The sequence below is a fragment of the Streptomyces albiflavescens genome (assembly GCF_014645835.1).
GTDB lineage: Bacteria > Actinomycetota > Actinomycetes > Streptomycetales > Streptomycetaceae > Streptomyces > Streptomyces albiflavescens.
Window position 1 is genome coordinate 363,346 of the sequence record NZ_BMMM01000007.1, and the last position, 24,339, is coordinate 387,684.

At 71.1% G+C, this 24,339-nt stretch carries 18 protein-coding genes; 9 read left to right on the forward strand and 9 right to left on the reverse strand.

Going from position 1 to position 24,339, the window contains the following annotated elements:
• Window positions 1-5 precede the first annotated feature (5 nt).
• Entirely contained in the window at window positions 6-566 is a 561-nt protein-coding gene (locus tag IEY95_RS21435) for a HutD/Ves family protein (RefSeq protein WP_189187689.1), read from the reverse strand.
• Window positions 563-1,282, reverse strand: coding sequence for a vWA domain-containing protein (locus tag IEY95_RS21440; RefSeq protein WP_189187690.1), 720 nt, complete (start codon window positions 1,280-1,282; stop codon window positions 563-565). The genes IEY95_RS21435 and IEY95_RS21440 overlap by 4 nt, the downstream gene beginning before the upstream one ends.
• 165 nt (window positions 1,283-1,447) lie before the next feature.
• On the opposite strand from IEY95_RS21440, the gene IEY95_RS21445 reads away from it, so the two are divergent.
• Window positions 1,448-2,368 (forward strand): rhomboid family intramembrane serine protease, encoded by a 921-nt coding sequence (locus IEY95_RS21445; RefSeq protein ID WP_189187691.1) that lies wholly within the window; start codon window positions 1,448-1,450, stop codon window positions 2,366-2,368.
• A 481-nt stretch (window positions 2,369-2,849) separates the two neighbouring features.
• On the forward strand, window positions 2,850-3,758 hold the full coding sequence (locus tag IEY95_RS21450; RefSeq protein ID WP_189187692.1) for a chitosanase: 909 nt from the start codon (window positions 2,850-2,852) through the stop codon (window positions 3,756-3,758).
• Between the two features lie 269 nt (window positions 3,759-4,027).
• Here the strand turns inward: IEY95_RS21450 and IEY95_RS21455 are convergent, their stop codons facing one another.
• The 3 genes from IEY95_RS21455 to IEY95_RS21465 form a co-directional block, all read right to left on the reverse strand.
• Complete coding sequence (locus tag IEY95_RS21455; RefSeq protein ID WP_189187693.1) at window positions 4,028-5,488, reverse strand: glutamate synthase subunit beta; 1,461 nt, start codon at window positions 5,486-5,488, stop codon at window positions 4,028-4,030.
• Window positions 5,481-10,079, reverse strand: a complete 4,599-nt coding sequence (gene gltB, locus IEY95_RS21460) for a glutamate synthase large subunit (RefSeq protein ID WP_189187694.1) — start codon at window positions 10,077-10,079, stop codon at window positions 5,481-5,483. The genes IEY95_RS21455 and gltB overlap by 8 nt, the downstream gene beginning before the upstream one ends.
• A gap of 368 nt (window positions 10,080-10,447) precedes the next feature.
• The gene (locus IEY95_RS21465) at window positions 10,448-11,179 is read right to left on the reverse strand and encodes a VIT1/CCC1 transporter family protein (RefSeq protein ID WP_189187695.1); all 732 of its coding nucleotides are present in this window, start codon (window positions 11,177-11,179) and stop codon (window positions 10,448-10,450) included.
• A 285-nt stretch (window positions 11,180-11,464) separates the two neighbouring features.
• Here IEY95_RS21465 and IEY95_RS21470 point away from each other — a divergent pair, with 285 nt between their 5' ends.
• From IEY95_RS21470 to IEY95_RS21500, 7 genes are all read left to right on the forward strand, one after another.
• Window positions 11,465-12,670 carry an ADP-ribosylglycohydrolase family protein gene (locus IEY95_RS21470; protein ID WP_229703201.1) on the forward strand — a complete coding sequence of 402 codons (1,206 nt, stop codon included), beginning with the start codon at window positions 11,465-11,467 and terminating at the stop codon, window positions 12,668-12,670.
• Window positions 12,671-12,915: 245 nt separating this feature from the next.
• Window positions 12,916-14,376 (forward strand): ADP-ribosylglycohydrolase family protein, encoded by a 1,461-nt coding sequence (locus IEY95_RS21475; protein WP_229703203.1) that lies wholly within the window; start codon window positions 12,916-12,918, stop codon window positions 14,374-14,376.
• A gap of 7 nt (window positions 14,377-14,383) precedes the next feature.
• Window positions 14,384-15,553, forward strand: a complete 1,170-nt coding sequence (locus IEY95_RS21480) for an ADP-ribosylglycohydrolase family protein (RefSeq protein ID WP_189187696.1) — start codon at window positions 14,384-14,386, stop codon at window positions 15,551-15,553.
• Complete coding sequence (locus tag IEY95_RS21485; protein WP_189187697.1) at window positions 15,541-16,950, forward strand: ADP-ribosylglycohydrolase family protein; 1,410 nt, start codon at window positions 15,541-15,543, stop codon at window positions 16,948-16,950. The genes IEY95_RS21480 and IEY95_RS21485 overlap by 13 nt, the downstream gene beginning before the upstream one ends.
• On the forward strand, window positions 16,947-17,867 hold the full coding sequence (gene rbsK / locus IEY95_RS21490) for a ribokinase (RefSeq protein WP_189187698.1): 921 nt from the start codon (window positions 16,947-16,949) through the stop codon (window positions 17,865-17,867). Before IEY95_RS21485 ends, rbsK begins: the two co-directional genes overlap by 4 nt.
• Entirely contained in the window at window positions 17,864-19,069 is a 1,206-nt protein-coding gene (locus IEY95_RS21495) for a CaiB/BaiF CoA transferase family protein (RefSeq protein WP_189187699.1), read from the forward strand. The genes rbsK and IEY95_RS21495 overlap by 4 nt, the downstream gene beginning before the upstream one ends.
• A complete protein-coding gene (locus tag IEY95_RS21500) occupies window positions 19,066-19,902 on the forward strand; it encodes an HpcH/HpaI aldolase/citrate lyase family protein (RefSeq protein WP_189187700.1) in 837 nt (278 codons plus the stop codon). Before IEY95_RS21495 ends, IEY95_RS21500 begins: the two co-directional genes overlap by 4 nt.
• 259 nt (window positions 19,903-20,161) lie before the next feature.
• Here the strand turns inward: IEY95_RS21500 and lgt are convergent, their stop codons facing one another.
• The 4 genes from lgt to trpB all read right to left on the reverse strand — a co-directional run bounded on the left by lgt (window position 20,162) and on the right by trpB (window position 24,290).
• Window positions 20,162-21,163, reverse strand: a complete 1,002-nt coding sequence (gene lgt, locus IEY95_RS21505) for a prolipoprotein diacylglyceryl transferase (protein ID WP_189187701.1) — start codon at window positions 21,161-21,163, stop codon at window positions 20,162-20,164.
• A 120-nt stretch (window positions 21,164-21,283) separates the two neighbouring features.
• Window positions 21,284-22,060: a DsbA family protein gene (locus tag IEY95_RS21510; RefSeq protein WP_189187702.1), complete on the reverse strand. Its 777-nt coding sequence runs from the start codon at window positions 22,058-22,060 to the stop codon at window positions 21,284-21,286.
• A gap of 125 nt (window positions 22,061-22,185) precedes the next feature.
• Window positions 22,186-23,001: a tryptophan synthase subunit alpha gene (gene trpA / locus IEY95_RS21515; protein WP_189187703.1), complete on the reverse strand. Its 816-nt coding sequence runs from the start codon at window positions 22,999-23,001 to the stop codon at window positions 22,186-22,188.
• Window positions 22,998-24,290 carry a tryptophan synthase subunit beta gene (trpB, locus tag IEY95_RS21520; RefSeq protein ID WP_189187704.1) on the reverse strand — a complete coding sequence of 431 codons (1,293 nt, stop codon included), beginning with the start codon at window positions 24,288-24,290 and terminating at the stop codon, window positions 22,998-23,000. The genes trpA and trpB overlap by 4 nt, the downstream gene beginning before the upstream one ends.
• Window positions 24,291-24,339 lie beyond the last annotated feature (49 nt).

A 24,339-nucleotide genomic window follows, 5' to 3' on the forward strand; every position in this document is an offset into this window, starting at 1 on the left:
CGGGCTCAGCCCCGTGGCACGAGATCGACGACAGCGGTGCGCCCCGTCGCACGCAGTTCGGCGTCCTCGCCGGTCAGCAGCGCGGCGTCGTACCGCCCGAGGGTCAGTCCGGCCACCTCGGCGGTCCCGTCGAGCGCGACGACCAGCACGGCCGGCCCCGCCGGGACGGCGAGGGGTACCCGGGAACGCACGACCTTGACGGCCGGGGCGGCCTCGCCACCCCTGCGCCACATGACGTTGAGGTTCACGACCGGGCCCCCGAGCAGGCGGCAGTCGGTCGGCAGGTCACCGGGGAAGCCTTGAGGAACCCATCGCGTATCGACACGACGATGTTCGGCCCCGACGGTCAGGTCCATCCCCTCGCCCTCGACCATGGTGAGGATCCGGTCCACCTCGGCGAACGCCGAGAACGGCCCGTCGGCGCCCACGTCGGCGAGGCTCACCCGCCACACGAAGTCGCTCATGTCCGCGCCCTCGGGCCAGGCCGCGATCTCACGGGTCACCCCGCCGCCGTTCTTCCAGGGCACGGCGACCCGCTCGGCGGCGGGCAGCGGTCGTACCGTCACCGCACGATCCCCCGCGCCCGCGCCGCCGCCAGCCACTGCGGGAACTCCCCCACCAGCCGGTCGTACAGCTCCCCGTCGGACACCTTCCGCGGATCCGAACCGGCGTGGAAGAAGCCGGCGTTGTCGAGGACCCGCTTCTGCGGCACGGCCAACTCGTCCAGTTTGCGCAGGAATTCGAACTGTCTGCTGTCCGGATCCCCGAACCCTATGAACTGCCAGAACAGCGGAAGCTTCGCGGCCTTGCACAAGTACCGTTCTGCGGCGAGCTTGTTGATCGGTCCGCCGTCGGTCTGGAAGACGACGAGGGCGGGGTCCTCGGAGCCGCTGTCCAGGTAGTGGTCGATGACGGCGTCCATGGCGAGGTGATAGCTGGTCTTGCCCATGTGCCCGAGCCCGGCCACGATCCGCTCGACGCGGCCCTGGTGGTTGTCGAGCGCGATGTCGGTGACGGCGTCGATGTCCGTCGAGAAGAAGACGACCGGCACCGATCCGTCGTCGTCGAAGTGGGCCGCCATCCCGAGCACCCGGTCGGCGAGCGCCTGCACACTGCCGTCCTTGTAGTACGGCTTCATCGACCCCGAGTAGTCGACCACCAGATACACGGCGGCCCGCTGCCCGTTCAGCCCGTGCTTGGTGAGGGACACCCCCGCGCTCTTGTACAGACTGACCAACGCGGGCGCGGTCTCCTCCACCTTGGTGAGGCTGATTCCGGCCATACGGGACTCCCAATCGCGCGAGGGGTACGGAGTGCCGAGATTACGTCACCCAGGCACCGCGGGCCCCTGCCGTCGCACCCGTACACCGGCGTTCGCTATTTTGTTCGCCGCCGACCCCACCGGCTGATCGTTCCCCCATTCCCGTTGCACTCCGAGGAGCCGGCCGTGGAGCCCGAGTCCGCCGTCACCACCTGCTATCGCCATCCCAAGGTGGAGTCGCATGTGCGCTGCACCCGGTGCGACCGCTACATCTGCCCGGACTGCATGCGCGAGGCGGCGGTCGGCCACCAGTGCGTGGAGTGCGTGAAGGAGGGCGCGCGCTCGATCCGCCAGGCCCGCACCGCCTTCGGCGGCCGGATCTCCACGGTGCCCCTGGTGACGTACGCCCTGATCGGTCTCAATGTGCTCGCCTATCTGGCCGAGTTGGTGCGTTCGTCGGTGGTGGACCGCTTCGAGATGCTGGGCGCCGGTCTGCTGGGGCCGGACGGCGGCCACTACGTGTGGCAGGTCCCGTACCCGTCGGACTTCCACCCGGAGGGCGTCGTCGACGGTGAGTGGTACCGGCTGCTGACCGGGGCGTTCCTCCATCTGCCGCCCACCGAGGGCACGTTCGGAATCCTGCACATCGTGATGAACATGGTCTCGCTGTGGAACATCGGCCGGGTCGTGGAGGCCCAGCTCGGCCGCGTCCGCTACATCACCCTCTACCTCCTCTCAGCGCTCGGCAGCTCCGTCCTCGTCCTGCTGATCGCGCCGGACACCCCCACGCTCGGCGCGTCCGGCGCGATCTTCGGCCTGGGAGCCGCGTACTACGTGATGGCCCGCCGTCTGGGCGCCGATATGCGGAGCGTCAACCGATTCATGACAGGGCTCCTGCTGTGGCTGGTGATCTCGGCGTGGATCACCTCCTGGCAGGGCCACCTGGGCGGCCTCCTCGCGGGCGGCGCCGTCACCCTCGCCTACGCATACGCACCCCGCGACCACCGCCGCACCCCCATCCAGGCAGCGGCCTGCGCGGGCCTGCTGATCCTGCTGGTGGTGTCGGCGGCAGCCAAGGCGATAGAGCTGAAGAACGGAACGGCGTAGCAGCGACCCCGGCCGGAAGAGACCGCACCCCCCACGCTCCCGCAGCCACGACGCACACCCCCACCCACCCGCACTCGCGACGCACGCCCCCGACGCACCCGCAGCCGCGACGCACGACCCCCACCCACCCGCAGCCACCACGCACAGCCCCCACTCACCCACAGCCGCGACGCACGGCCCCCACTCACCCGCAGCCGCCAGACCACGGAAGGGGCCGTGCCGGTACATCACATGCCCCGTCGCTTACGCGGTTGCCAACAAACAGGACCCTGCAGCCCAAGCGATCTGCCACCGGCGACGGGGCGGATGTACCGGCACGGCCCCGACCCACCCACCGGCGCAATCGCGGACCCACCCACCGGCGGAACGCGGACCCACCCACCGGCGGAACCCACCGGCGGAATCGCGGCCCCACCCACCAGGCGCGGAACGCGCGACGGCGGCCACAACCCGTGCCCACCCCCGCCGTACGCTGTGCGCCATGAAACGCGCTGGTTGCCTCCTGTTCGCCACCGCCCCGCTCCTGGTTACCGCGGCGGTCTACTTCGTCACGCCCGAGCACAAGGACGCGCAGAACACCAGGGGCAGCACGTCCGCCGCGGAGCAGGCACGTCAGGACGCCAAGTCGCACGCCGAGCGCGCGGCCGAGCAGGCGGCCGACGACGAGTTGATCGCGGATCTGCCGCCCGGCCTCGCCGCCCCGGCCAAGAAGGAGCTCGCGCAGCAGATCGTGGCGAGTGCCGAGAACTCCACGCTCCACTGGCGCAGCGCGTACGGCTACATCGAGGACATCGGCGACGGCCAGGGCTACACCGCGGGCATCATCGGCTTCTGCACCGGCACGCACGACCTGCTCACCCTGGTCGAGCGGTACACAAAGGCCCACCCGGCCAACGGCCTCGCCCGCTATCTCCCCGCCCTGCGCAAGGTCGACGGCACGGATTCCCACGAGGGCCTGGACGGCTTCCCGGCCGCCTGGCGCAAGGAGGCCGGTGTCACCGCGTTCCGTGCGGCGCAGGACAGCGAACGCGACCGCGTCTACTTCGACCCCGCCGTCCGCCTCGCCAAACTCGACGGCCTCGGCACCCTCGGCCAGTTCATCTACTACGACGCCATGGTCCTGCACGGCCCCGGCACCAGCCCCGACAGCTTCTACGGCCTGCGCGAACGCGCCATGCGCGAGGCCGACCTGCCCTCCCAGGGCGGCAGCGAGAAGTCGTACCTCGACATCTTCCTCGACATCCGCCGTACGTCCATGAAGTCCAAGAACCCGGACCGCGACACCACCCGCATCGACACGGCCCAACGGCGGTTCCTGTACGACGAGAACCTGGACCTGCACACACCGCTGGCCTGGAAGGTCTACGGGGAGACGTACCACGTGCCCTAGGGGGCTTCTGATGGATCTCCGCGGCGTCGCGACGCCCGGCACGCCGAGAGCACGCACCGAACGCCGCTCCTTCTTCCACGGAGATCCATCAGAAACCCCCGGGCGCGTACACCGAGGACGCCACGGTGAACTTCCAGGAAATGAAGGTGAGTTGACGAAACGCCAACGGCGCCCGCCAACGTCCGGTCGGGGACAAGGCGAGCGCCGTGGTTGTTCCGTACGCCTTTGTACGGGACGTTTTGAGTGACCGTCAGGTCACAGTCCGGGGGTCAGACCATCAGCGAGCGGTCCGTCGGACGGATCGGCGCCGGGAGGTCGCTGGCACCGGTGAGGAAGCGGTCGACGCCGCGGGCGGCCGAGCGACCCTCGGCGATCGCCCAGACGATCAGCGACTGACCGCGGCCGGCGTCACCGGCGACGTACACGCCGGGGACGTTCGTCGCGAACTCGGCGTCGCGGGCGATGTTGCCGCGCGCGTCGAGTTCCAGACCGAACTGGGAGACCACGCCGTTCTCGACGTCGGTGCCGGTGAAGCCCATGGCCAGCGTGACCAGCTGGGCGGGGATCTTGCGCTCCGTGCCCGGCTTCGGGGTCAGCTTGCCGTCGATGAACTCGACCTCGGTGAGGTGCAGCCACTGGACGTTGCCGTCCTCGTCGCCCTCGAAATGGGTGGTCGAGACGGAGTAGACGCGCTCGCCGCCCTCCTCGTGCGCGGAGGTGACCTTGTAGAGCATCGGGAACGTCGGCCAGGGCTGGCCCGGGTTCCGCTCCTCGCCGGGCTGCGGCATGATCTCCAGCTGCGTGACCGAGGCCGCGCCCTGACGGTGGGCGGTGCCCACGCAGTCCGCGCCGGTGTCGCCGCCGCCGATGACCACGACGTGCTTGCCCTCGGCCGTGATCGGGGGCGCCACGTAGTCGCCCTCCTGGACCTTGTTGGCCAGGGGGAGGTACTCCATCGCCTGGTGGATGCCCGTGAGTTCGCGACCGGGGACCGGGAGGTCACGAGCCGTCGTCGCACCAGCGGCGATGACCACGGCGTCGTACCGCTTGCGCAGGTCCGTCGCCTTGAGGTCGCGGCCGATCTCGATGCCGGTACGGAAGCGGGTGCCCTCCGCACGCATCTGCTCGATACGGCGGTTGATGTGCCGCTTCTCCATCTTGAACTCGGGGATGCCGTAGCGGAGCAGGCCGCCGACGCGGTCCGCGCGCTCGTACACCGCGACCGTGTGGCCGGCCCGGGTCAGCTGCTGGGCGGCGGCGAGACCGGCGGGACCGGACCCGATGACCGCGACGGTCTTGCCCGACAGGCGCTCGGGGATCCGCGGGGCGACATCGCCCGTGTCCCACGCCTTGTCGATGATCGAGACCTCGACGTTCTTGATGGTCACGGCGGGCTGGTTGATGCCCAGCACACACGCCGACTCGCACGGAGCGGGGCACAGGCGGCCCGTGAACTCCGGGAAGTTGTTCGTGGCGTGCAGGCGCTCCGACGCGGCGGACCAGTCCTCGCGGTACGCGTAGTCGTTCCACTCGGGGATCAGGTTCCCCAGCGGACAGCCGTTGTGGCAGAACGGGATGCCGCAGTCCATGCAGCGCGAGGCCTGCTTGGAGATGATCGGGAGCAGCGAGCCCGGAACGTAGACCTCGTTCCAGTCCTTGACGCGCTCGTCGACCGGGCGGGTCCTGGCGACCTCGCGGCCGTGGTTCAGAAAGCCCTTGGGATCAGCCATTGGTCGCCGCCTCCATCATCTTCTCGGTGATCTCGGACTCGGGGAGTCCGGCTCGCTCGGCGGCGTCCTTGGCGGCGAGCACTGCCTTGTACGTGCTGGGGATGATCTTGCTGAAGCGGTCCACGGAGACGGACCACTCGGCGAGGAGCTTCTCGGCGACCGTCGAGCCGGTCTCCTCCGCGTGCCGGCGCACCACGTCGTGCAGCCACTGCTTGTCGGTGTCGTCGAGCTCCTCGACGGCGCCCGTGTTGCCGACGTTCACGTTGTCGCGGTTCAGGTCGATGACGTACGCGATGCCGCCGGACATACCGGCCGCGAAGTTGCGACCCGTCTCGCCGAGGACCACCGCGCGACCGCCGGTCATGTACTCGCAGCCGTGGTCGCCCACGCCCTCGGACACGACCGTGGCGCCGGAGTTGCGGACGCAGAAGCGCTCGCCGGTGCGGCCGCGCAGGAAGAGCTCGCCGCCCGTCGCGCCGTACGCGATGGTGTTGCCCGCGATCGTCGAGTACTCGGCGAGGTGGTCGGCGCCCCGGTCGGGACGGACGATCACCCGGCCGCCGGAGAGGCCCTTGCCGACGTAGTCGTTGGCGTCGCCCTCCAGGCGCAGCGTGACACCGCGCGGCAGGAAGGCACCGAAGGACTGGCCCGCCGAGCCCGTGAAGGTGATGTCGATCGTGTCGTCGGGCAGACCCGCGCCACCGAACTTCTTCGTCACCTCGTGGCCGAGCATCGTGCCGACCGTGCGGTTGATGTTGCGGATGGCGACCTGCGCGCGGACCGGCTGGGCGTCGGTCGCGGAGTCCGCGGCCAGCGCGTCGGCGGCGAGCTTGATCAGCTCGTTGTCGAGCGCCTTCTCCAGACCGTGGTCCTGCTCGATGACCTGGTGGCGCACCGCGCCCTCGGGCAGCTCGGGCACGTGGAAGAGCGGGGACAGGTCCAGGCCCTGCGCCTTCCAGTGGTCGATCGCCCGCGCCACGTCGAGGGTCTCGGCGTGGCCGACGGCCTCCTCGATGGAGCGGAAGCCCAGCTCGGCGAGGATCTCGCGGACCTCCTCGGCGATGAACTGGAAGAAGTTCACGACGTACTCGGCCTTGCCGGCGAAGCGGTCGCGCAGCACCGGGTTCTGTGTGGCGATGCCGACCGGGCAGGTGTCCAGGTGGCAGACGCGCATCATGACGCAGCCGGAGACGACGAGCGGCGCGGTCGCGAAACCGAACTCCTCGGCGCCGAGCAGCGCGGCGATGACGACGTCACGGCCGGTCTTCAGCTGGCCGTCGGTCTGCACGACGATCCGGTCGCGCAGGCCGTTGAGCAGCAGCGTCTGCTGGGTCTCGGCGAGGCCGAGCTCCCAGGGGCCGCCCGCGTGCTTCAGGGAAGTGAGCGGGGAGGCACCCGTACCACCGTCGTGACCGGAGATCAGGACGACGTCCGCGTGGGCCTTGGAGACACCCGCGGCGACCGTGCCGACGCCGACCTCGGAGACCAGCTTCACGTGGATGCGGGCCTGCGGGTTGGCGTTCTTGAGGTCATGGATCAGCTGAGCCAGGTCCTCGATGGAGTAGATGTCGTGGTGCGGGGGCGGGGAGATCAGCCCCACGCCCGGGGTGCTGTGCCGGGTCTTGGCGACCCAGGGGTACACCTTGTGGCCGGGCAGCTGGCCGCCCTCGCCGGGCTTGGCGCCCTGCGCCATCTTGATCTGGATGTCATCGGCGTTGACCAGGTACTCGGACGTGACACCGAAGCGGCCGGAGGCGACCTGCTTGATGGACGAACGGCGCGCGGGGTCGTACAGCCGGTCCGCGTCCTCGCCGCCTTCACCGGTGTTGGACTTGCCGCCCAGCTGGTTCATGGCGATGGCGAGGGTCTCGTGCGCCTCCTTGGAGATGGAGCCGTACGACATGGCGCCGGTCGAGAAGCGCTTGACGATCTCGGACGCGGGCTCGACCTCGTCGATGGAGATCGCGGGGCGGTCCGACGTGAAGCCGAACAGGCCGCGCAGCGTCATCAGCCGCTCGGACTGCTCGTTCACACGGTCCGTGTACTTCTTGAAGATGTCGTAGCGGCCGGTGCGCGTCGAGTGCTGGAGGCGGAAGACCGTCTCCGGGTCGAACAGGTGCGGCTCGCCCTCGCGGCGCCACTGGTACTCGCCGCCTATGTCGAGGGCACGGTGCGCGGGCGCAATGCCGGAGGCCGGGTAGGCCTTGGCGTGCCGGGCGGCGACCTCCTTGGCGATGACGTCGAGACCGGCGCCGCCGATCTTCGTGGTCGTGCCGTTGAAGTACTTCTCGACGAAGGCCTGGTCGAGACCGACGGCCTCGAAGACCTGGGCGCCGCGATAGGAGGCGACGGTCGAGATGCCCATCTTGGACATGACCTTGAGGACGCCCTTGCCGAGCGCGTAGATCAGGTTGCGGATGGCCTGCTCGGACTCGATGGCCTGCAGGAAGGTGCCCGCGCGGACCAGGTCCTCGACGGACTCCATCGCCAGGTACGGGTTGACCGCCGCGGCGCCGAAGCCGATGAGCAGGGCCACGTGGTGGACCTCGCGGACGTCGCCCGCCTCGACCAGCAGGCCCACGTGGGTGCGCTGCTTGGTCCGGATGAGGTGGTGGTGGACGGCCGCGGTGAGCAGCAGCGAGGGGATCGGCGCGTGCTCGGCGTCCGAGTGGCGGTCCGACAGGACGATGAGTCGGGCGCCGTTCTCGATGGCGGCGTCGGCCTCGGCGCAGATCTCCTCAAGGCGCGCGGCGAGCGAGTCACCGCCGCCGGAGACCCGGTAGAGACCGGACAGGGTCGCGGCCTTCATACCGGGCATGTCGCCGTCGGCGTTGATGTGGATGAGCTTGGCCAGCTCGTCGTTGTCGATCACCGGGAAGGGCAGGGTGACGCTACGACAGGACGCGGCCGTGGGCTCGAGCAGGTTGCCCTGCGGGCCCAGCGAGGAGCGCAGGGAGGTGACCAGCTCTTCACGGATCGCGTCCAGCGGCGGGTTGGTGACCTGCGCGAACAGCTGGGTGAAGTAGTCGAAGAGCAGCCGCGGGCGCTCGGACAGCGCGGCGATCGGCGAGTCCGTACCCATCGAACCGATCGGCTCGGCGCCGGCCTTGGCCATCGGCGCGAGGATGACGCGCAGCTCCTCCTCGGTGTAGCCGAAGGTCTGCTGGCGGCGGGTGACCGAGGCGTGGGTGTGCACGATGTGCTCGCGCTCGGGGAGGTCGGAGAGCTCGATCTCGCCGGCTTCCAGCCACTCGGCGTACGGCATCTCGGCGGCGAGGCCGGCCTTGATCTCGTCGTCCTCGATGATGCGGTGCTCGACGGTGTCGACGAGGAACATCTTGCCGGGCTGCAGGCGGCCCTTGCGGACGACCTTCGCGGGGTCGATGTCCAGGACGCCGACCTCGGAGCCGAGGACGACGAGGCCCTCGTCGGTGACCCAGTAGCGGCCGGGGCGCAGACCGTTGCGGTCGAGGACCGCGCCGACCTGGGTGCCGTCGGTGAAGGTGACACAGGCCGGGCCGTCCCAGGGCTCCATCATCGTGGAGTGGAACTGGTAGAAGGCGCGCCGGGCCGGGTCCATGGAGTCGTGGTTCTCCCACGCCTCCGGGATCATCATCAGCACGGAGTGCGGGAGCGAGCGGCCGCCCAGGTGCAGCAGTTCGAGCACCTCGTCGAAGGAGGCCGAGTCGGAGGCGTCCGGCGTACACACCGGGAAGATCCGCTCCAGGCCCTTGTCGCCGAAGAGGTCCGAGACGAGCTGGGACTCGCGGGCGCGCATCCAGTTGCGGTTGCCCTTGACCGTGTTGATCTCGCCGTTGTGCGCGACGAAGCGGTAGGGGTGGGCGAGCGGCCAGCTCGGGAAGGTGTTGGTGGAGAACCGGGAGTGCACGAGCGCGATCGCGGAGGCGAAGCGGCGGTCGGACAGGTCCGGGAAGAAGGGCTCCAGCTGGCCGGTGGTCAGCATGCCCTTGTAGACGATGGTGCGCGCGGAGAGCGACGGGAAGTAGACGCCGACCTCGCGCTCGGCGCGCTTGCGCAGCACAAAGGCCTTGCGGTCGAGCTCGATGCCCTCCGAAGCCGACGCGCCGTCGGCCACGAAGACCTGGCGGAAGACGGGCATCGTCGAGCGGGCGGTGGCGCCGAGGAGTTCGGGGGCGACCGGGACCTCGCGCCAGCCGAGGACGGTGAGGCCCTCGTCGGCGGCGATCGTCTCGATCTGTGAGACGGCGGCGTCGGCGCCGTCCTCGGGAAGGAAGGCGATACCTACGGCGTAGGCACCGGCCTGGGGCAGTTCAAATCCGGCCACCTCGCGGAAGAAGGCGTCGGGAACCTGGGAGAGAATGCCGGCGCCGTCGCCGGAGTCGGGCTCGGAGCCGGTGGCACCGCGGTGCTCCAGGTTGCGCAGAACCGTGAGCGCCTGTTCGACCAGCGCGTGGCTCGCCTCGCCGGTGAGGGTGGCCACGAAGCCGACGCCACAGGCGTCGTGCTCGTTGCGGGGGTCGTACATACCCTGCGCAGCAGGGCGAGCATCCATGAAGGACCAGTTCTGGCCGTTCGTGGAGTGCTGGGACGGCTGGCGCGGCGTACGCATCGGCTCTCCCGTCGTCGTCGTGGCATATGACATCTGCCGAGGGACGACGTTGGCCCTCTGCTGGGGGTGCAAAATTTCACGCAGGTTACATGATGGAGCGATTCTCGGGAACCGGATACCGCGTTCCAACATGCGGACACCACGGGGGCGCGGTGGGGGGTATCGCGCACAGCGGTGGAAGTTAGGGGACCTAAGCGGACAGATCAGTGACCGTCGGTCCGTTTCGCGGCAGGCTTCGTCGCCCGCTACGAGTGGTGCGGAGCAGGCGTCATTGCCCGCGGTGCTTACGGCTCATGCCCAGTGGTTAAGGAATCGAAACCGCCGAGTAACGGCTACTTATGCAGTCCCATGCATAGGTGCTCGGTGCATCATCCTACGGCCGTACCGAACAAGCTGCCCAGGACATACGTCACACCCGCCGCGGCACCACCGAGAGCGAGCTGTCGCAGCCCGCTGAACCACCAGGACCGCGCGGTCACCTTGGCCACGACCGCTCCGCACGCGAAGAGCCCGATCAGCGCGAGCAGCAGCGCGGGCCACAGCGCGGTCGCACCCAGCAGAAACGGCAGCACGGGGAGCAGGGCGCCGAGCGCGAAGGAGCCGAAACTCGACACGGCGGCGACGGCCGGGGAGGGCAGGTCGCCCGGGTCTATGCCCAGCTCCTCGCGGGCGTGGATCTCCAGGGCCTGCTCGGGGTCGCGGGAGAGCTGCCGGGCCACTTCCAGCGCGAGCCCGGGCTCGACGCCACGAGCCTGGTAGAGCTCGGCGAGCTCGCGCTCCTCGTCCTTGGGGTGCTTGCGCAACTCCCTTCTCTCCACGTCGAGTTCGGCCTCGACGAGTTCACGCTGCGAGGCGACGGAGGTGTACTCGCCGGCGGCCATGGAGAAGGCGCCCGCGGCAAGACCCGCGAGCCCGGTGATAACGATGGTCTGATGGGAGACGGACCCGCCGGCGACGCCGGTCATGAGGGCGAGGTTGGAGACGAGGCCGTCCATCGCGCCGAACACCGCGGGGCGCAGCCAGCCACCGTTGACGTCACGGTGGGTGTGGTTGTCGCGGTGCGCCTCGTGCAGTGTCGCTTCGGTCTCGATGATGGCCATGCCGGTCCCCCTGGAGCTTCATTGGACTGTTTCCACTTTTCGACAACTACGAAAGTACGCCGAGAATTTCCGTCTCGCCAGCAAGGAAAGGCTGGGCTTACCTGCACCTTTACGCTGTTTCGCTCATCCGAGAACGATCATGCGCAGATGTCGACCGGGTGACGCTGAGGCTCGCGAGGCTCTTGTCAACCGCCAAGGTGGGACAGATCCGCAAAGGGTTCCGCGCGCCGAGCTCCGCGCACTGAGCTCCGCGTCCTGACAGGGGCCCTGAGAGGAGAGGCACGTATGGCTTCCATCGCCTGCATTCCCTCGGTCCCGGCGCCGGGGGACGCCGCCGATCTCCGCGAACGGGCGCGCGGTGCACTGCTCGGACTCGCCGTCGGGGACGCGCTCGGCGCGCCCGCCGAGAACATGAAGCCGTCGGAGATCCGTGCGAAGTGGGGCCGGATCACGGGGTACGTCGACGAGCATCCGGCCGGGACGGACGACACCGAGTACGCGATCTTCTCGGGCCTGCTGCTGGCCCGGCACGGTTCGGCGCTCACCGTGGCCCATGTCGAGTCGGCCTGGCACCAGTGGATCGCGGACCGTGACGAGGGCCCGTTCCGCGGCGCGGGCTTCAGTGAGCGCGGCACGCTGGAGAACCTGCGCCGAGGCCTGGCCGCCCCCATTTCGGCGCAGCACCGGCACGCCTGGAGCGACGGTCTGGCCATGCGCGCGGCGCCCTTCGGCGTCTTCGCGGCCGGCCGGCCCGCCGAAGCCGCCCGGCTCGTGGCGATCGACGGCTCGGTGAGCCACGACGGCGAGGGCATCTACGGCGGCCAGGCGGTCGCGGCGGGCGTCGCGGCGGCCATGGCGGGCGCCCCCACGATCGCGGTGGTCGCCTCCGCGCTCGCGGTGATCCCGGACGACTCCTGGACGGCCCGCTCCCTGCGCCGGGCGGTCGCCGTCGCCCATCGCGGCGAGCGTGCGGTCCGCTCCGCGGTCGTCATCGGCGGCTACCCCTGGACGGACCTCGCCCCCGAGGCCGTCGCCCTCGCCTTCGGCGCCTACGCGGCCGCGGACGGCAGCTTCACCGAGTCCGTGCTCACCGCCGTGAACATGGGCCGCGACGCGGACACGACGGCGGCGGTCGCGGGCGCGCTGGCCGGTGCCACACGTGGCGCCTCGTCGATCCCACCCGCCTGGGCGGCGGCGATCGGTCCGGCCCGGGGCAGCTGCCTGCCCTCCATGGAAGGCCACCACGTCCTGGACGTGGCGCAGCTGCTGACGCCGGGGGACGACGGGAAGTGGGCGGCCGGGGGACTCGTACGAGGTGCGGGTGGCGCTGCCTTCGTACGAGATCCGGGGGGCGAGTGGGCGGCTCCCGGCCCGGGCGGCTGTCTGCTGCCCGCCCCGGACACGTACGCCCTGCCGTACACGCAGGCGAACGCTCTTCCCGTGGCGGACGCCTACGTACTCGCCAACGATGACGACGAGGTACGACCGTGAGGCCCGGCCTGGTCGGAGACGAACCCGGGGAGGGCCCAGGCGAGGGAGCCGGCGCGGGGGCAGTCGCGGGGGCAGGCGCCGCGGTGGAGGCCGCGACAGCAGGACCAGCCTCGACGAAGCCCGGGACAGCGGAACCCGCGACAGCAGGACCAGCCTCGACGAAGCCCGGGACAGCGGAACCCGCGACAGCAGGACCAGCCTCAGCGAAGCCCGGGACAGCGGAACCCGAGGTGGCGGGCCCCGGGATGGCGGAGCCCGGGGCCGTGGAGCTCCTCCTGGAGGCGCTCGCCACGATGACGTCACGCTTGGCGGAATCCGGCTGCGCGGAATCCGGCGTGGCGGAAGCCCTCGCCGAGCCGCTCGGCACGGCGAGGCCCTGCTCGGTGGAACCCCATACGGAGGAGCTCCTCTCGCGTCGGACCAGCACGGCGGCACCCAGCACGGCGGCACCCGCCACGACGAGGCCCGCCACGACGACCCCCCGCTCAGCCGCGCCCCGCGCCAAGGAACCCCCCACGGCGGCGCTCCCCACAGCGGCACCCCGCGCCGAGGGGCTCGCCCCCGCTCTTCGCGCGAAAGCGCCGCGGACGCGCCCCCGCCGTATCGAGGGGCTCCTCCTCGGGCTCGCCGCAGGTGACGCCGCCGGGTGGCCCGCCGCGCGGCACCGGGCCGCGCGGATGCCCGAGTGGACGCGGCGGCTGACGCGGGAGCTGGACACGTTCGCGGAGCAGAACGCGACGACAACGCTGCCCGTGCCGATCGCGCTGAACCAGCCACCGGAGCCGCTGCGGCTCGGCCCGTCGGACGACGCGGAGTGGGCGGCGTTCGCGGCGGAGGCCGTGCTGCGAGCCGGGGAGGGCAGCGCCCTCGGGGACCTGAGCCGGGAGCGGCGGATGCGGGCGTCCATCGACCTGTCGTGGAACGCCATCGCCAGCGAGGTCGCGGCCGCGGCCGAGCGCGCCCCCGAGGTCGAGTCCGCGCTGCTCCCCCTCCGCGCCCGAATCTCCGTACGGGCCGGACTCGGCAACCTCGCCACCGGCCTGCGCCCGCCCGCCACCGGCCACGACAATCCCCATTACTTCGACGACGCGGCCTGCGTACGGGCCTGCGTGCTCGCCGTGGCGCACCCGGGCGACCCCCGACTCGCCGCGGAGCTCGCGGAGTTCGACGCCCGTTACACCCAGGACGGCGACGGTGTGCACGGCGCCCGCGCCATGGCCTCGGCACTGGCGCTCGCCCTGGCCGGGGCCGAGGTCGACGCCTGCGTGGACGCCGCCCTCGGCGAACTGCCCGAGTCGACGGAGATCGGTCGAAACGCCCGGCACGCGATCCAGCTCGCCCGCGACAGCGAGGGCACCTTCGCTCTCGTCCCCCTGCTGGAGCACCAAATCGTCGACCACGTCTACAGCTATGGCATCGCGGCCGCCGAAACCGTCCCCGTCGCCCTCGCCCTCGCCAGTGCCGCGCGCGGCCGGATCGCCGAGGCGGTGCCCGCCGCCGCGTGTCTGTCCCGGGTCGCCGACTCGGCACCCGCGCTCGCGGGTGCGCTCACCGGCGCGCTCGGCGGCGGCGACGCGATCCCCGCCGCCTGGCGCGACGCCTGCCGCACCCTCTCCGGCTGCGCGTTGCCCCGCCTCACCGGCACCGATCTCATCGGACTCGCCGATCTGCTGGAAGCGACGGAACTGGCCATCCCAGAGGGATGATTCGGGCATGATGCCCAAAGGAGAAGGAACCGGAACCCTCGACGAACGGATCATCGGAGCCCTCGTCGGAGCCGCTGTCGGCGACGCGCTCGGCGGCCCCGTCGAGGGGTACTCCCCCGAGCAGATCACCGAACGCCACGGCGGCCGCGTCCACGGCATCGTCGGCCCCTGGAACGGCGACGCCTGGCGCACGGCCCGCCCCATCGCCCCCTACCACAAGGGCGACGGGCACGTCACCGACGACACCTTGATGACCCATGCGCTGGTACGGGTGTACGCCACCGTCCGCGACCACCTCGACGCGTACGCCGTCGCCGAACACCTCGTCCCCGACCTGATGGGCGCCCCTCGCTGGATCCCTGAACTGGAGGCCGAGGCCCTCCCCCTCCAGCGGATCTTCCTCGCGGAGAAGTGGCTGGTGGCCCGCCTCCACTACGGCCATGTGGACCCCCGCGAAGCAGGCACCGGCAACATCGTCAACTGCGGCGCCGCGATGTACATGGCCCCGGTCGGCCTGGTCAACGCGGCGAACCCCCCGGCCGCGTACGCCGAGGCGCTCGACATCGCGGGCGCCCACCAGTCCTCGTACGGGCGTGAGGCGGCGGGGATCTTCGCGGCGGCGGTGGCGGCGGCCTGCACGCCCGGGGCGACCCCGGACTCGGTCGTGTCCGCCTGTCTGGCCCTGGCGAAGGACGGCACGCGTTCGGCCATCCAGGCGGTCTGCGAAGTCGCCGCCCGGCATACGGACTTCGAGTCGGCACTGGGCCCGCTACGAGAGGCGGTGGCCCCTTACGACACGGTGGGCCCCGACTACCGGTCCCCGTCCCTCGGCGCCCGCCGCCCGTCCCGCCTCCACTCCATCGAGGAACTCCCCATCGCCCTGGGCATGTTGGTGGTCTCCGGCGGCGACTACCGCCATGCCGTCCTCGGATCGGTCAACTACGGCCGCGACTGCGACTCCATCGCCACCATGTCCGGCGCTCTCGCCGGTGCCCTCGGCTCTCAGGTCCCCCACGACTGGGCGAAGACGGTCGCGGAGTCGAGCCGCCTCGACCTGGACGCCCCGGCGCGGACCCTCGCCGAGGTCACCCACGAGATCTTCGAACGGGACCTACGCCGTCGCCGCACCCACGAGTCGGCGTACGCGGCGTTGACGGGAACGTCATGCTCCGACTGACCTGGATCCAACCGGAGGACCTCCTCGGCCACGAACTCCACCAGGCGGCGCAGGACGGCCGCGAGCCGGGCGCCATCGCGAGGCGCTGGCGAGCGGCGGGCGGCCACGAGGCCCCGCTCCGCGCAGGCGCGTCCCCGACTCCCGCGTCCCCCTACCTCCGGATACTGGCAAAAGACCTCTTGGACGAACTGGCGGACCTGCCCGGCACCTTGGCGGACCACGAGCCGACGAGCCTGCGCAAGATCAAGGCCCGTTGCCCGCACTGGCCGGCCGCCGTGGCTGAGGGTGGGCACAGCGGCACCTCGCAAGCACCGGGCCGCGCGACCCGCCCCCGGGAAACCCCCACCCAGGCCGGCCTGGAAGCAGCCTGGCTGGGCAGAGCCGTCGGCTGTCTGCTGGGCAAACCGGTGGAGAAGCTCCCCCTGCAAGGGATCCGAGACCTGGCCCGAGCCACCGACAACTGGCCCCTGCACACATGGTTCACCGCACGCGGCGTCCCCGCCGAGCTGCTGCACACCTACCCCTGGAACAGACGCTCCGCCCCCACCTCCCTCGCCGAAAACATCGACGGCATGCCGGAGGACGACGACCTCAACTTCCCGCTCCTCAACATCCTGTTGCTCCAACGCCACGGCAGGACCTTCACCACCACGGACGTGGCGCGCCTCTGGCTGGACGAACTCCCGGCCGGCCGCACCTTCACCGCGGAACGCATCGCCTACCGCAACCTCCTCACCGGCATCGAGCCCCCACGCACGGCCCGTCACCGCAACCCGTTCCGCGAATGGATCGGCGCCCTGATCCGCGCCGACGTGCACGGCTGGACGAACGCCGGCGACCCGGCCGCCGCCGCGGAACAGGCTCACCGCGACGCCACCCTCACCCACACCGCCAACGGCGTCTACGCGGCGATGTTCACGGCAGCCACCATCGCCGAGGCAGCCACCGGAGCGAGCGACGCGCACGCATGCCTCCGCACCGGCCTCACCGTCGTCCCGCCGGCCTCCCGCCTGGCCCGGGCGATCCGTCACGCCGTCCAACTCGCCGGCACGACAGCGGACTTCGACACCGTCGTCGACGAACTGCACACCACCCACTCCGCCTACCACTGGGTCCACGCCGTCCCCAACACCGCCCTGATCGCGGCCGCCCTCACCCACGCGGACGGCGACTTCACCGGCTCCATCTGCCGTGCGGTGTCGGGCGGCCTGGACACGGACTCGAACGGCGCGACGGCCGGCAGCATCGCGGGCCTGCTCGCCGGCGCCCCCGGCGCCCTCCCCGACCGCTGGACAAGCCCCCTCAAGAACCGACTGGCCACCTCGATCGCCGACTTCAACGGCATCGGCTTCGACATGCTCGCCCACCTCACGCACCGGGAGACCCGTCGCCCATGACCCACATCGCCGTACTCGGCAGCACGAACATGGACCTCGTCGCGTACGTCGCCAAGGCCCCGCAGCGCGGAGAGACCGTGACGGGACGCGAGTTCCGTACGGTCCCCGGCGGCAAGGGCGCCAACCAGGCGGTGGCCGCGGCGCACGCGGGCGCCGACGTCTCGTTGATCGGAGCGGTGGGCGCGGACAGCTTCGGCAGCCAGCTCCGGTCCACGCTGGAGCACTCGGGTGTGGACACCGACCATCTGCGCACCACCGAGGGCCCGTCCGGCACGGCACACATCGTCGTGGACGACGAGGGCGGCAACGCGATCGTCGTCATCCCCGGCGCGAACGGCACCGTCACCGCCCTCGCCCCCGGCGACGAGACCCTCGTCGCCACCGCCGACGCGCTGCTGCTCCAGCTCGAAATCCCGCTGGACGCGGTCGTCGCGGGCGCCAAGGCCGCGCGCCGCCACGGCGTCCGTACGATCCTCACTCCCTCCCCCGCCCAGCCCCTGCCGCCGCCGCTCCTCTCCTCCATCGATCTACTGGTGCCCAACGAGCACGAGGCCGCGGCGCTCACCGGTGTCACGGACCCCCGCGAGGCCGCCACCGCGCTGCTCGACCAAGTCCCGGAAGTCGTCGTCACGTTGGGCTCGGCGGGCAGCCTGTACGCGGCCCGTGGCGCCGCGCCCCTCACCGTGCCCGCGCCCCAGGTGACCGCCGTGGACTCGACGGGCGCGGGCGACACCTTCGTCGGCACCCTCGCGGTGGCGCTCGCCGAGGGCCGGGAGATGTCGGAGGCGCTCGTGTGGGCGTCGGCGGCTGCCGCGCTGTCGGTGCAGCGGCCCGGGTCGTCGTCCTCGATGCCGTACCGCTCCGAGATCGACGCCCAGGCGGCGCAGCACACACAGCACCCGCGGCACACCTCATGAGCGGGCACCCCGAACGGAGCGGCCCGCTCACCGGTCTGCGCGTCCTCGACCTGGCGACCCTCTTCGCAGGACCGCTCGCCGCCACCATGCTCGGCGACTTCGGTGCGGAGGTCATCAAGGTCGAGCATCCGGCCAAGCCGGACCCTTCCCGGGGCCACGGCCCGTCGAAGCACGGCGTCGGCCTCTGGTGGAAGCTCCTCGGCCGCAACAAGCGCACGATCACGCTCGACCTGTCGAAGTCCGGCGGCCGCGAGACCCTGCTGCGGCTCGCCGCCACCACCGACGTGATCATCGAGAACTTCCGCCCCGGCACCCTGGAGAAATGGGACCTGGGCTGGGCGGAGCTGTCGGCCGCCAACCCACGGCTCGTACTCGCACGCGTCACCGGCTTCGGCCAGTTCGGCCCGTACGCGCACCGCCCCGGCTTCGGCACACTCGCCGAGGCGATGAGCGGCTTCGCGGCGATCACCGGCGAACCGGACGCCCCGCCGACCCTCCCGCCCTTCGGCCTGGCCGACTCGATCGCGGGCCTGGCGACGGCGTACGCGGTGATGACCGCGCTGACGGCCCGCGACCGCACCGGCGAGGGCCAGGTGATCGACATGGCGATCATCGAACCGATCCTGACCGTCGTCGGCCCGCAGCCGATCTGGTACGACCAGCTGGGCCACGTCCAGCCGCGCACCGGCAACCGCTCCGCGAACAACGCGCCGCGCAACACCTATCGCACGGCGGACGGTTCCTGGGTCGCGGTCTCGACGTCCGCGCAGTCGATCGCCGAGCGGGTGATGCGGCTGGTCGGGCGCCCGGACCTGATCGCCGAGCCGTGGTTCGCCTCGGGCGCGGACCGGGCGCGCCACGCGGACGTCCTCGACGGGGCGGTCGGGGCCTGGATCGCCCGCCGCACTCGCGCCGAGGTCCTGGAGGCCTTCGAGAAGGCGGAGGCGGCGGTGGCCCCCATCCAGGACGTACGGGACGTCATGACCGACCCGCAGTACGCGGCCCTGGACACGCTCACCACGATCGACGACCCCGAACTGGGCCCCCTGCGCATGCAGAACGTCCTCTTCCGCCTCTCCGCCACACCCGGTGCGATCCACTGGGCGGGCCGCCCGCACGGCGCGGACACGGAGACAGTGCTCGCCGAACTGGGCCTGACGGAGCCCGAGATCTCCGCCCTGCGAGCGGAGGGTGCCCTGTGACCGCGGAGTTCCCCCTCACGTGGCTCTACGTTCCTGGAGACCGCCCCGAGGTCGTGGTCAAGGCCCTCGCCTCAGGAGCCGACGTCGTCCTCGTCGACCTGGAGGACGCGGTCGCCCCGGACCGCAAGGAGTACGCCCGTGCGGCCACGGCCGACCTGCTCTCCGAGCCACCGCCCGTGCCGGTCCACGTCCGGGTGAACGCCCTCGACAGTCCCCTGGCCGGCACCGACCTCAAGACCCTGGCCCCGCTCCCCGGCCTGTCCGGTCTCCGCCTGCCCAAAGTGGGCTCGCCGGCCGACGTCGTACGGGTCGCGGAGGACGCCACCCCCGCGGAGGGTGGGGCGATCCCCGTGTACGCCCTCCTGGAAACCGCCCTCGGGGTGGAACACGCCTTCGCCATCGCCTCGTCGCACCGCGCACTGCGCGGCATCGCCATCGGGGAATCCGATCTGCGGGCCGACCTGGGCGTACGGGACGACGCGGGCCTCGACTGGTCGCGCGCCCGCGTGATCGTGGCAGCCCGCGCGGCGGGCCTGCCCCCGCCGGTGCAGTCCGTCTACCCGGACATCCGCGACGTGGAGGGTCTCGCCGCGTCCTGCGCCCACGGCCGCGCCCTGGGCTTCCTCGGCCGCGCGGCCATCCATCCCCGCCAGTTGCCCATCATCGAGCGGGCCTACCTCCCCACCCCCGCCGAGATCGACTCCGCCGAGGCCATCGTCAAGGCTGCCGCCAACGACTCCGGCGCCCAGGCCCTCCCCGACGGCCGCTTCATCGACGCAGCGGTAGTAGTCGGCGCCCACCGCACCCTCGCCCTGGCCCGCCGCCTGAGCTGACACCCCCACCGGTCAGGGACGCGGGAAACTGCGCGACAAACCCCCACCGGTCAGGGGCGCGGGGAACTGCGCGACAAGCCCCCACCGGCCCGCACAGAGTGAACAACCCAGGGGGTCTGGGGGGCGAAGCCCCCCAGATACGGGAACGGGCAGGGGCGGAGGGGGCGAAAAACCCTGGGGCCGGCAGCGGCGGGGGCACACGAAGGGGGCGCCGCGTCCTGGAACGCGGCGCCCCCTTCGACGTACTGAAAGCAGCCCGTCAGCTCTTCTTGGCCGCCTCGGCCTCGGCCTCGGTCTCCGTGACCGACTCGGCAGCCTCGACCGACTCGGTCGACTCGGCGGACTCGACCGCCCCCTCGCCCTCGGCGTCACCCGCCTTGTCGAGGTCGACGGAGTCACCCGCGACCGCACGCTCGTCCTCGCTGTCACCGCCACCGGACGCGTCCACGTCGGGCTCCACCACTTCCTCACGCCCCGGCCGAAGGCGCGAGGAGATGACGATGTAGAGCACCGCGAGGACGAAGACACCCATCGCGGTCCAGTCATTGAGACGCAGGCCCAGGATGTGGTGCGCGTCATCGACGCGCATGTACTCGATCCAGCCTCGGCCGACACAGTACGCGGCGACGTACAGGGCGAACGCCCGCCCATGGCCCAGCTTGAAGCGACGGTCGGCCCACAGGACGAGGAGGCCGACGCCGATGCACCACAGCGACTCGTACAGGAATGTCGGGTGGTAGTACCCCGGCACCCGCCCGTCGGTGGAGGACGTAATGTGCAGCGCCCACGGAACGTCCGTCGCCCTGCCGTACAGCTCCTGGTTGAACCAGTTGCCCCAGCGCCCGATCGCCTGCGCGAAGGCGATACCGGGTGCGACGGCGTCGGCCCACGCGGGCAGCGGGATGCCACGGCGGCGACACCCGATCCACGCGCCCAGCGCACCGAGCGCGATCGCGCCCCAGATGCCGAGTCCGCCCTCCCAGATCTTGAAGGCGTCCACCCAGTCACGGCCCTCGCTGAAGTACAGCTCGTAGTCCGTGATCACGTGGTAGAGCCGACCGCCGACGAGGCCGAAGGGGACGGCCCAGACCGCGATGTCGGCCACCGTGCCGGTCCGCCCTCCCCGGGCGACCCAGCGCTTGTTGCCGAGCCAGACGGCTACGAAGACGCCGATGATGATGCAGAACGCGTAAGCGCGCAGCGGAATGGGGCCGAGGTGCAGCACACCGCGCGACGGGCTGGGAATGAAGGCAATTTCCATGGCAAGGTCGACGCTACCGTGCCGGACACCACCCACGGCAAGCGGCCCGACAACGGGTCCATAACGTGCGGGTGCCCCCGGCCTGCCGACGGCCGGGGGCACCAGGGGCCTGCGAGGGACTCAGCCCTTGTTCTCCGCCTCCACCATCTGCTTCAGCTTGGCAGGGGTCATCGTCTGGTCCGCGTAGATGTTCTTGCCGCCGAACAGCACGGTCGGCGTGCCCGTGAGGCCGCTGTTCTGGAAGGCGGCGTACGACTTCGCGACCCAGTCGTCGTAGGTACCGTCGTTGACGCACTTCTGGAAGGTGGGGGTGTCCAGGCCGTCGACCTTGCCCGCCAGCTCGATGAGCTTGCTGTTGTTGCCGAAGGTGTCTTCGGTCTCCGCGGGCTGGTTCTCGTACAGCACGTCGTGGTACGCGGTGAACTTCCCGGCGTTCTGGGCGCAGGCCGCGGCGTTGGCGGCGCGCAGGGAGCCGCTGCCGCCCATCCTTCCGTCGATCAGCGTGACGAGGTGGTACTCGACCTTCAGCTGACCGGAGTCGACCAGCTCGTGGATCGTCGAGCGGTACTGCGTCTCGAAGGCCTGGCACGCCGGGCAGCGGAAGTCCTCCCACACCGTGAGGGTCGACTTGGCGCCGTCCTTGCCGACGGGGATCGCGAGGGCGTCCTTGCCGGTCGCACCCGAGGGCGACGCGACCGGGCCCGATGTGTCGCTCTTCTTCTCCTTGCCGGAGTTGGCGGCCAGCACCCCGACCACCGCGGCCAGGCCCAGGACGCAGACCACCGACGCCCCCACGATCAACGCCCGCCGGCGCTTCTCCGCGGCCCTCTGCTTCTCTCGCTCGACCGCAAGCCGCTCGCGGGCGGTGCGCTTTCCGTCACGGTTCTTCTCGCTCACATCCGGCAGAACGAACCGGGGAGGCGCAGCGCGCCTCCCCGGTCCCAGGTCCACCCGTTCGGGTGAGCGGATTGTCCGTTACGTACCCGCACGGATCCGGCGTACGTACCTGGACGGATCCCGCGTCACGCCGTTCCGCGCACGCCCTTCGCCAGGTCGGCCGCGAGCGCCCGTACGGCCTCCAGGCCCGCCGCCTCGTCCGGCGCGTCCAGCATCCGCTTCACGAAGGCCGAGCCGACGATCACGCCGTCGGCGAAGCCGGCCACCTCGGCGGCCTGGACGGCGTTGGAGACGCCGAGGCCGACGCAGACGGGCAGCTCGGTGGTCGCCTTGGTGCGCCGCACCAGGTCCTGGGCCTGGGCCCCGACCGACTCCCGGGTGCCCGTGACGCCCATCAGCGAGGCCGCGTACACGAACCCGCTGCCCGCCGTGGTGATCTCGGCGAGCCGGGCATCCTTGCTGCTGGGCGCGACGACGAAGACGGTGGCGAGGCCGTGCTTCTCGGCGTGCTCCCTCCACAGCGCCGACTCCTGGACGGGCAGGTCGGGCAGGATGCAGCCCGCCCCGCCCGCTTCCGCCAGCTCCGCGGTGAAGCGCTCGACGCCGTAGCGGTCGATCGGATTCCAGTACGTCATCACGAGGACGGGCTTGCCGGTGGCCTCGAACGCCTCGCGCACCGTCCGCATGACGTCGGCGATCTTCACTCCACCGCGCAGGGCGATGTCGTCGGCGGTCTGGATGACGGGGCCGTCGAGGACCGGGTCGCTGTGCGGCAGACCGACCTCGACGATGTCCGCGCCGCCCTCGAAGACGGACTTGATGGCGGCGATGCCACCGTCGACGGTCGGGAAGCCGGCCGGGAGGTACGCGATGAGGGCGGACCGCCCTTGCGCCTTGGCCCCGGCGAGGGTGTCGCTCAACAGCTGGATGTTACCGCTCACTTCACGTCCCCCTCGATCTCGGCGTTCTCGCTGTCGGCGTCCGCTGCCACGACGGCGTCGGCGCCGGTGTCGTACAGACCGAAGTATCGGGCGGCCGTGTCCATGTCCTTGTCGCCGCGGCCGGACAGGTTGACGATGATCAGCCCGTCCTTGCCGAGCTCCTTGCCGACCTCGAGGGCTCCGGCGAGCGCGTGGGCGCTCTCGATCGCCGGGATGATCCCCTCGGTGCGCGACAGCAGGCGCAGGGCCTGCATGGCAGCGTCGTCGGTGACCGCGCGGTACTCGGCGCGGCCGCTGTCCTTGAGGTAGGAGTGCTCGGGTCCGATGCCGGGGTAGTCGAGTCCGGCCGAGATCGAGTAGGGCTCGGTGATCTGGCCCTCCTCGTCCTGGAGGACGTACGACCGGGACCCGTGCAGGATGCCGGGCTCCCCGGCCGTCAGCGTGGCCGCGTGCTCGCCCGTCTCGACGCCGTGCCCCGCGGGCTCGCAGCCGACGAGGCGTACGTCGGTGTCCGGGATGAAGGCGTGGAAGAGCCCGATGGCGTTCGATCCGCCGCCGACGCAGGCGATGGCGGCATCGGGGAGCCGTCCGGCGCGCTCCAGGATCTGCCGCCGGGCCTCCACGCCGATGACGCGATGGAAGTCGCGGACCATGGCGGGGAAGGGGTGGGGTCCGGCGACGGTCCCGAACAGGTAGTGGGTGTGATCGACGTTGGCGACCCAGTCCCGGAACGCCTCGTTGATGGCGTCCTTGAGGGTGCGGCTGCCGGACTTCACGGCGATGACCTCGGCGCCGAGCATGCGCATACGGGCGACGTTCAGGGCCTGGCGCTGGGTGTCGATCTCGCCCATGTAGATGGTGCATTCGAGGCCGAAGAGCGCGCAGGCGGTGGCGGTGGCGACGCCGTGCTGTCCGGCGCCGGTCTCCGCGATGACGCGGGTCTTGCCCATCCTCTTGGTGAGAAGTGCCTGACCGAGCACGTTGTTGATCTTGTGGGAACCGGTGTGGTTGAGGTCTTCCCGCTTGAGGAAGATCCGGGCGCCACCGGCGTGCTCGGCGAACCGGGGCACCTCGGTGAGTGAGCTCGGGCGCCCGGTGTAGTTGACGAGCAGGTCGTCGAGCTCGCGGGCGAACTCGGGGTCCGCCTTCGCCTTGTCGTACTCGACGGCGACCTCGTCCACGGCGGCGACCAGCGCCTCCGGGATGAACTTGCCGCCGAACGCGCCGAAATAGCCCTCGGCGCTGGGGACTTGACCCTCCGGGTCGGGAATGAAGAACTCGCTGGGCATGCGGTTACCTCGCAGGGGCGACAGCCCCGGTTACAGGTCGGACAGGGGT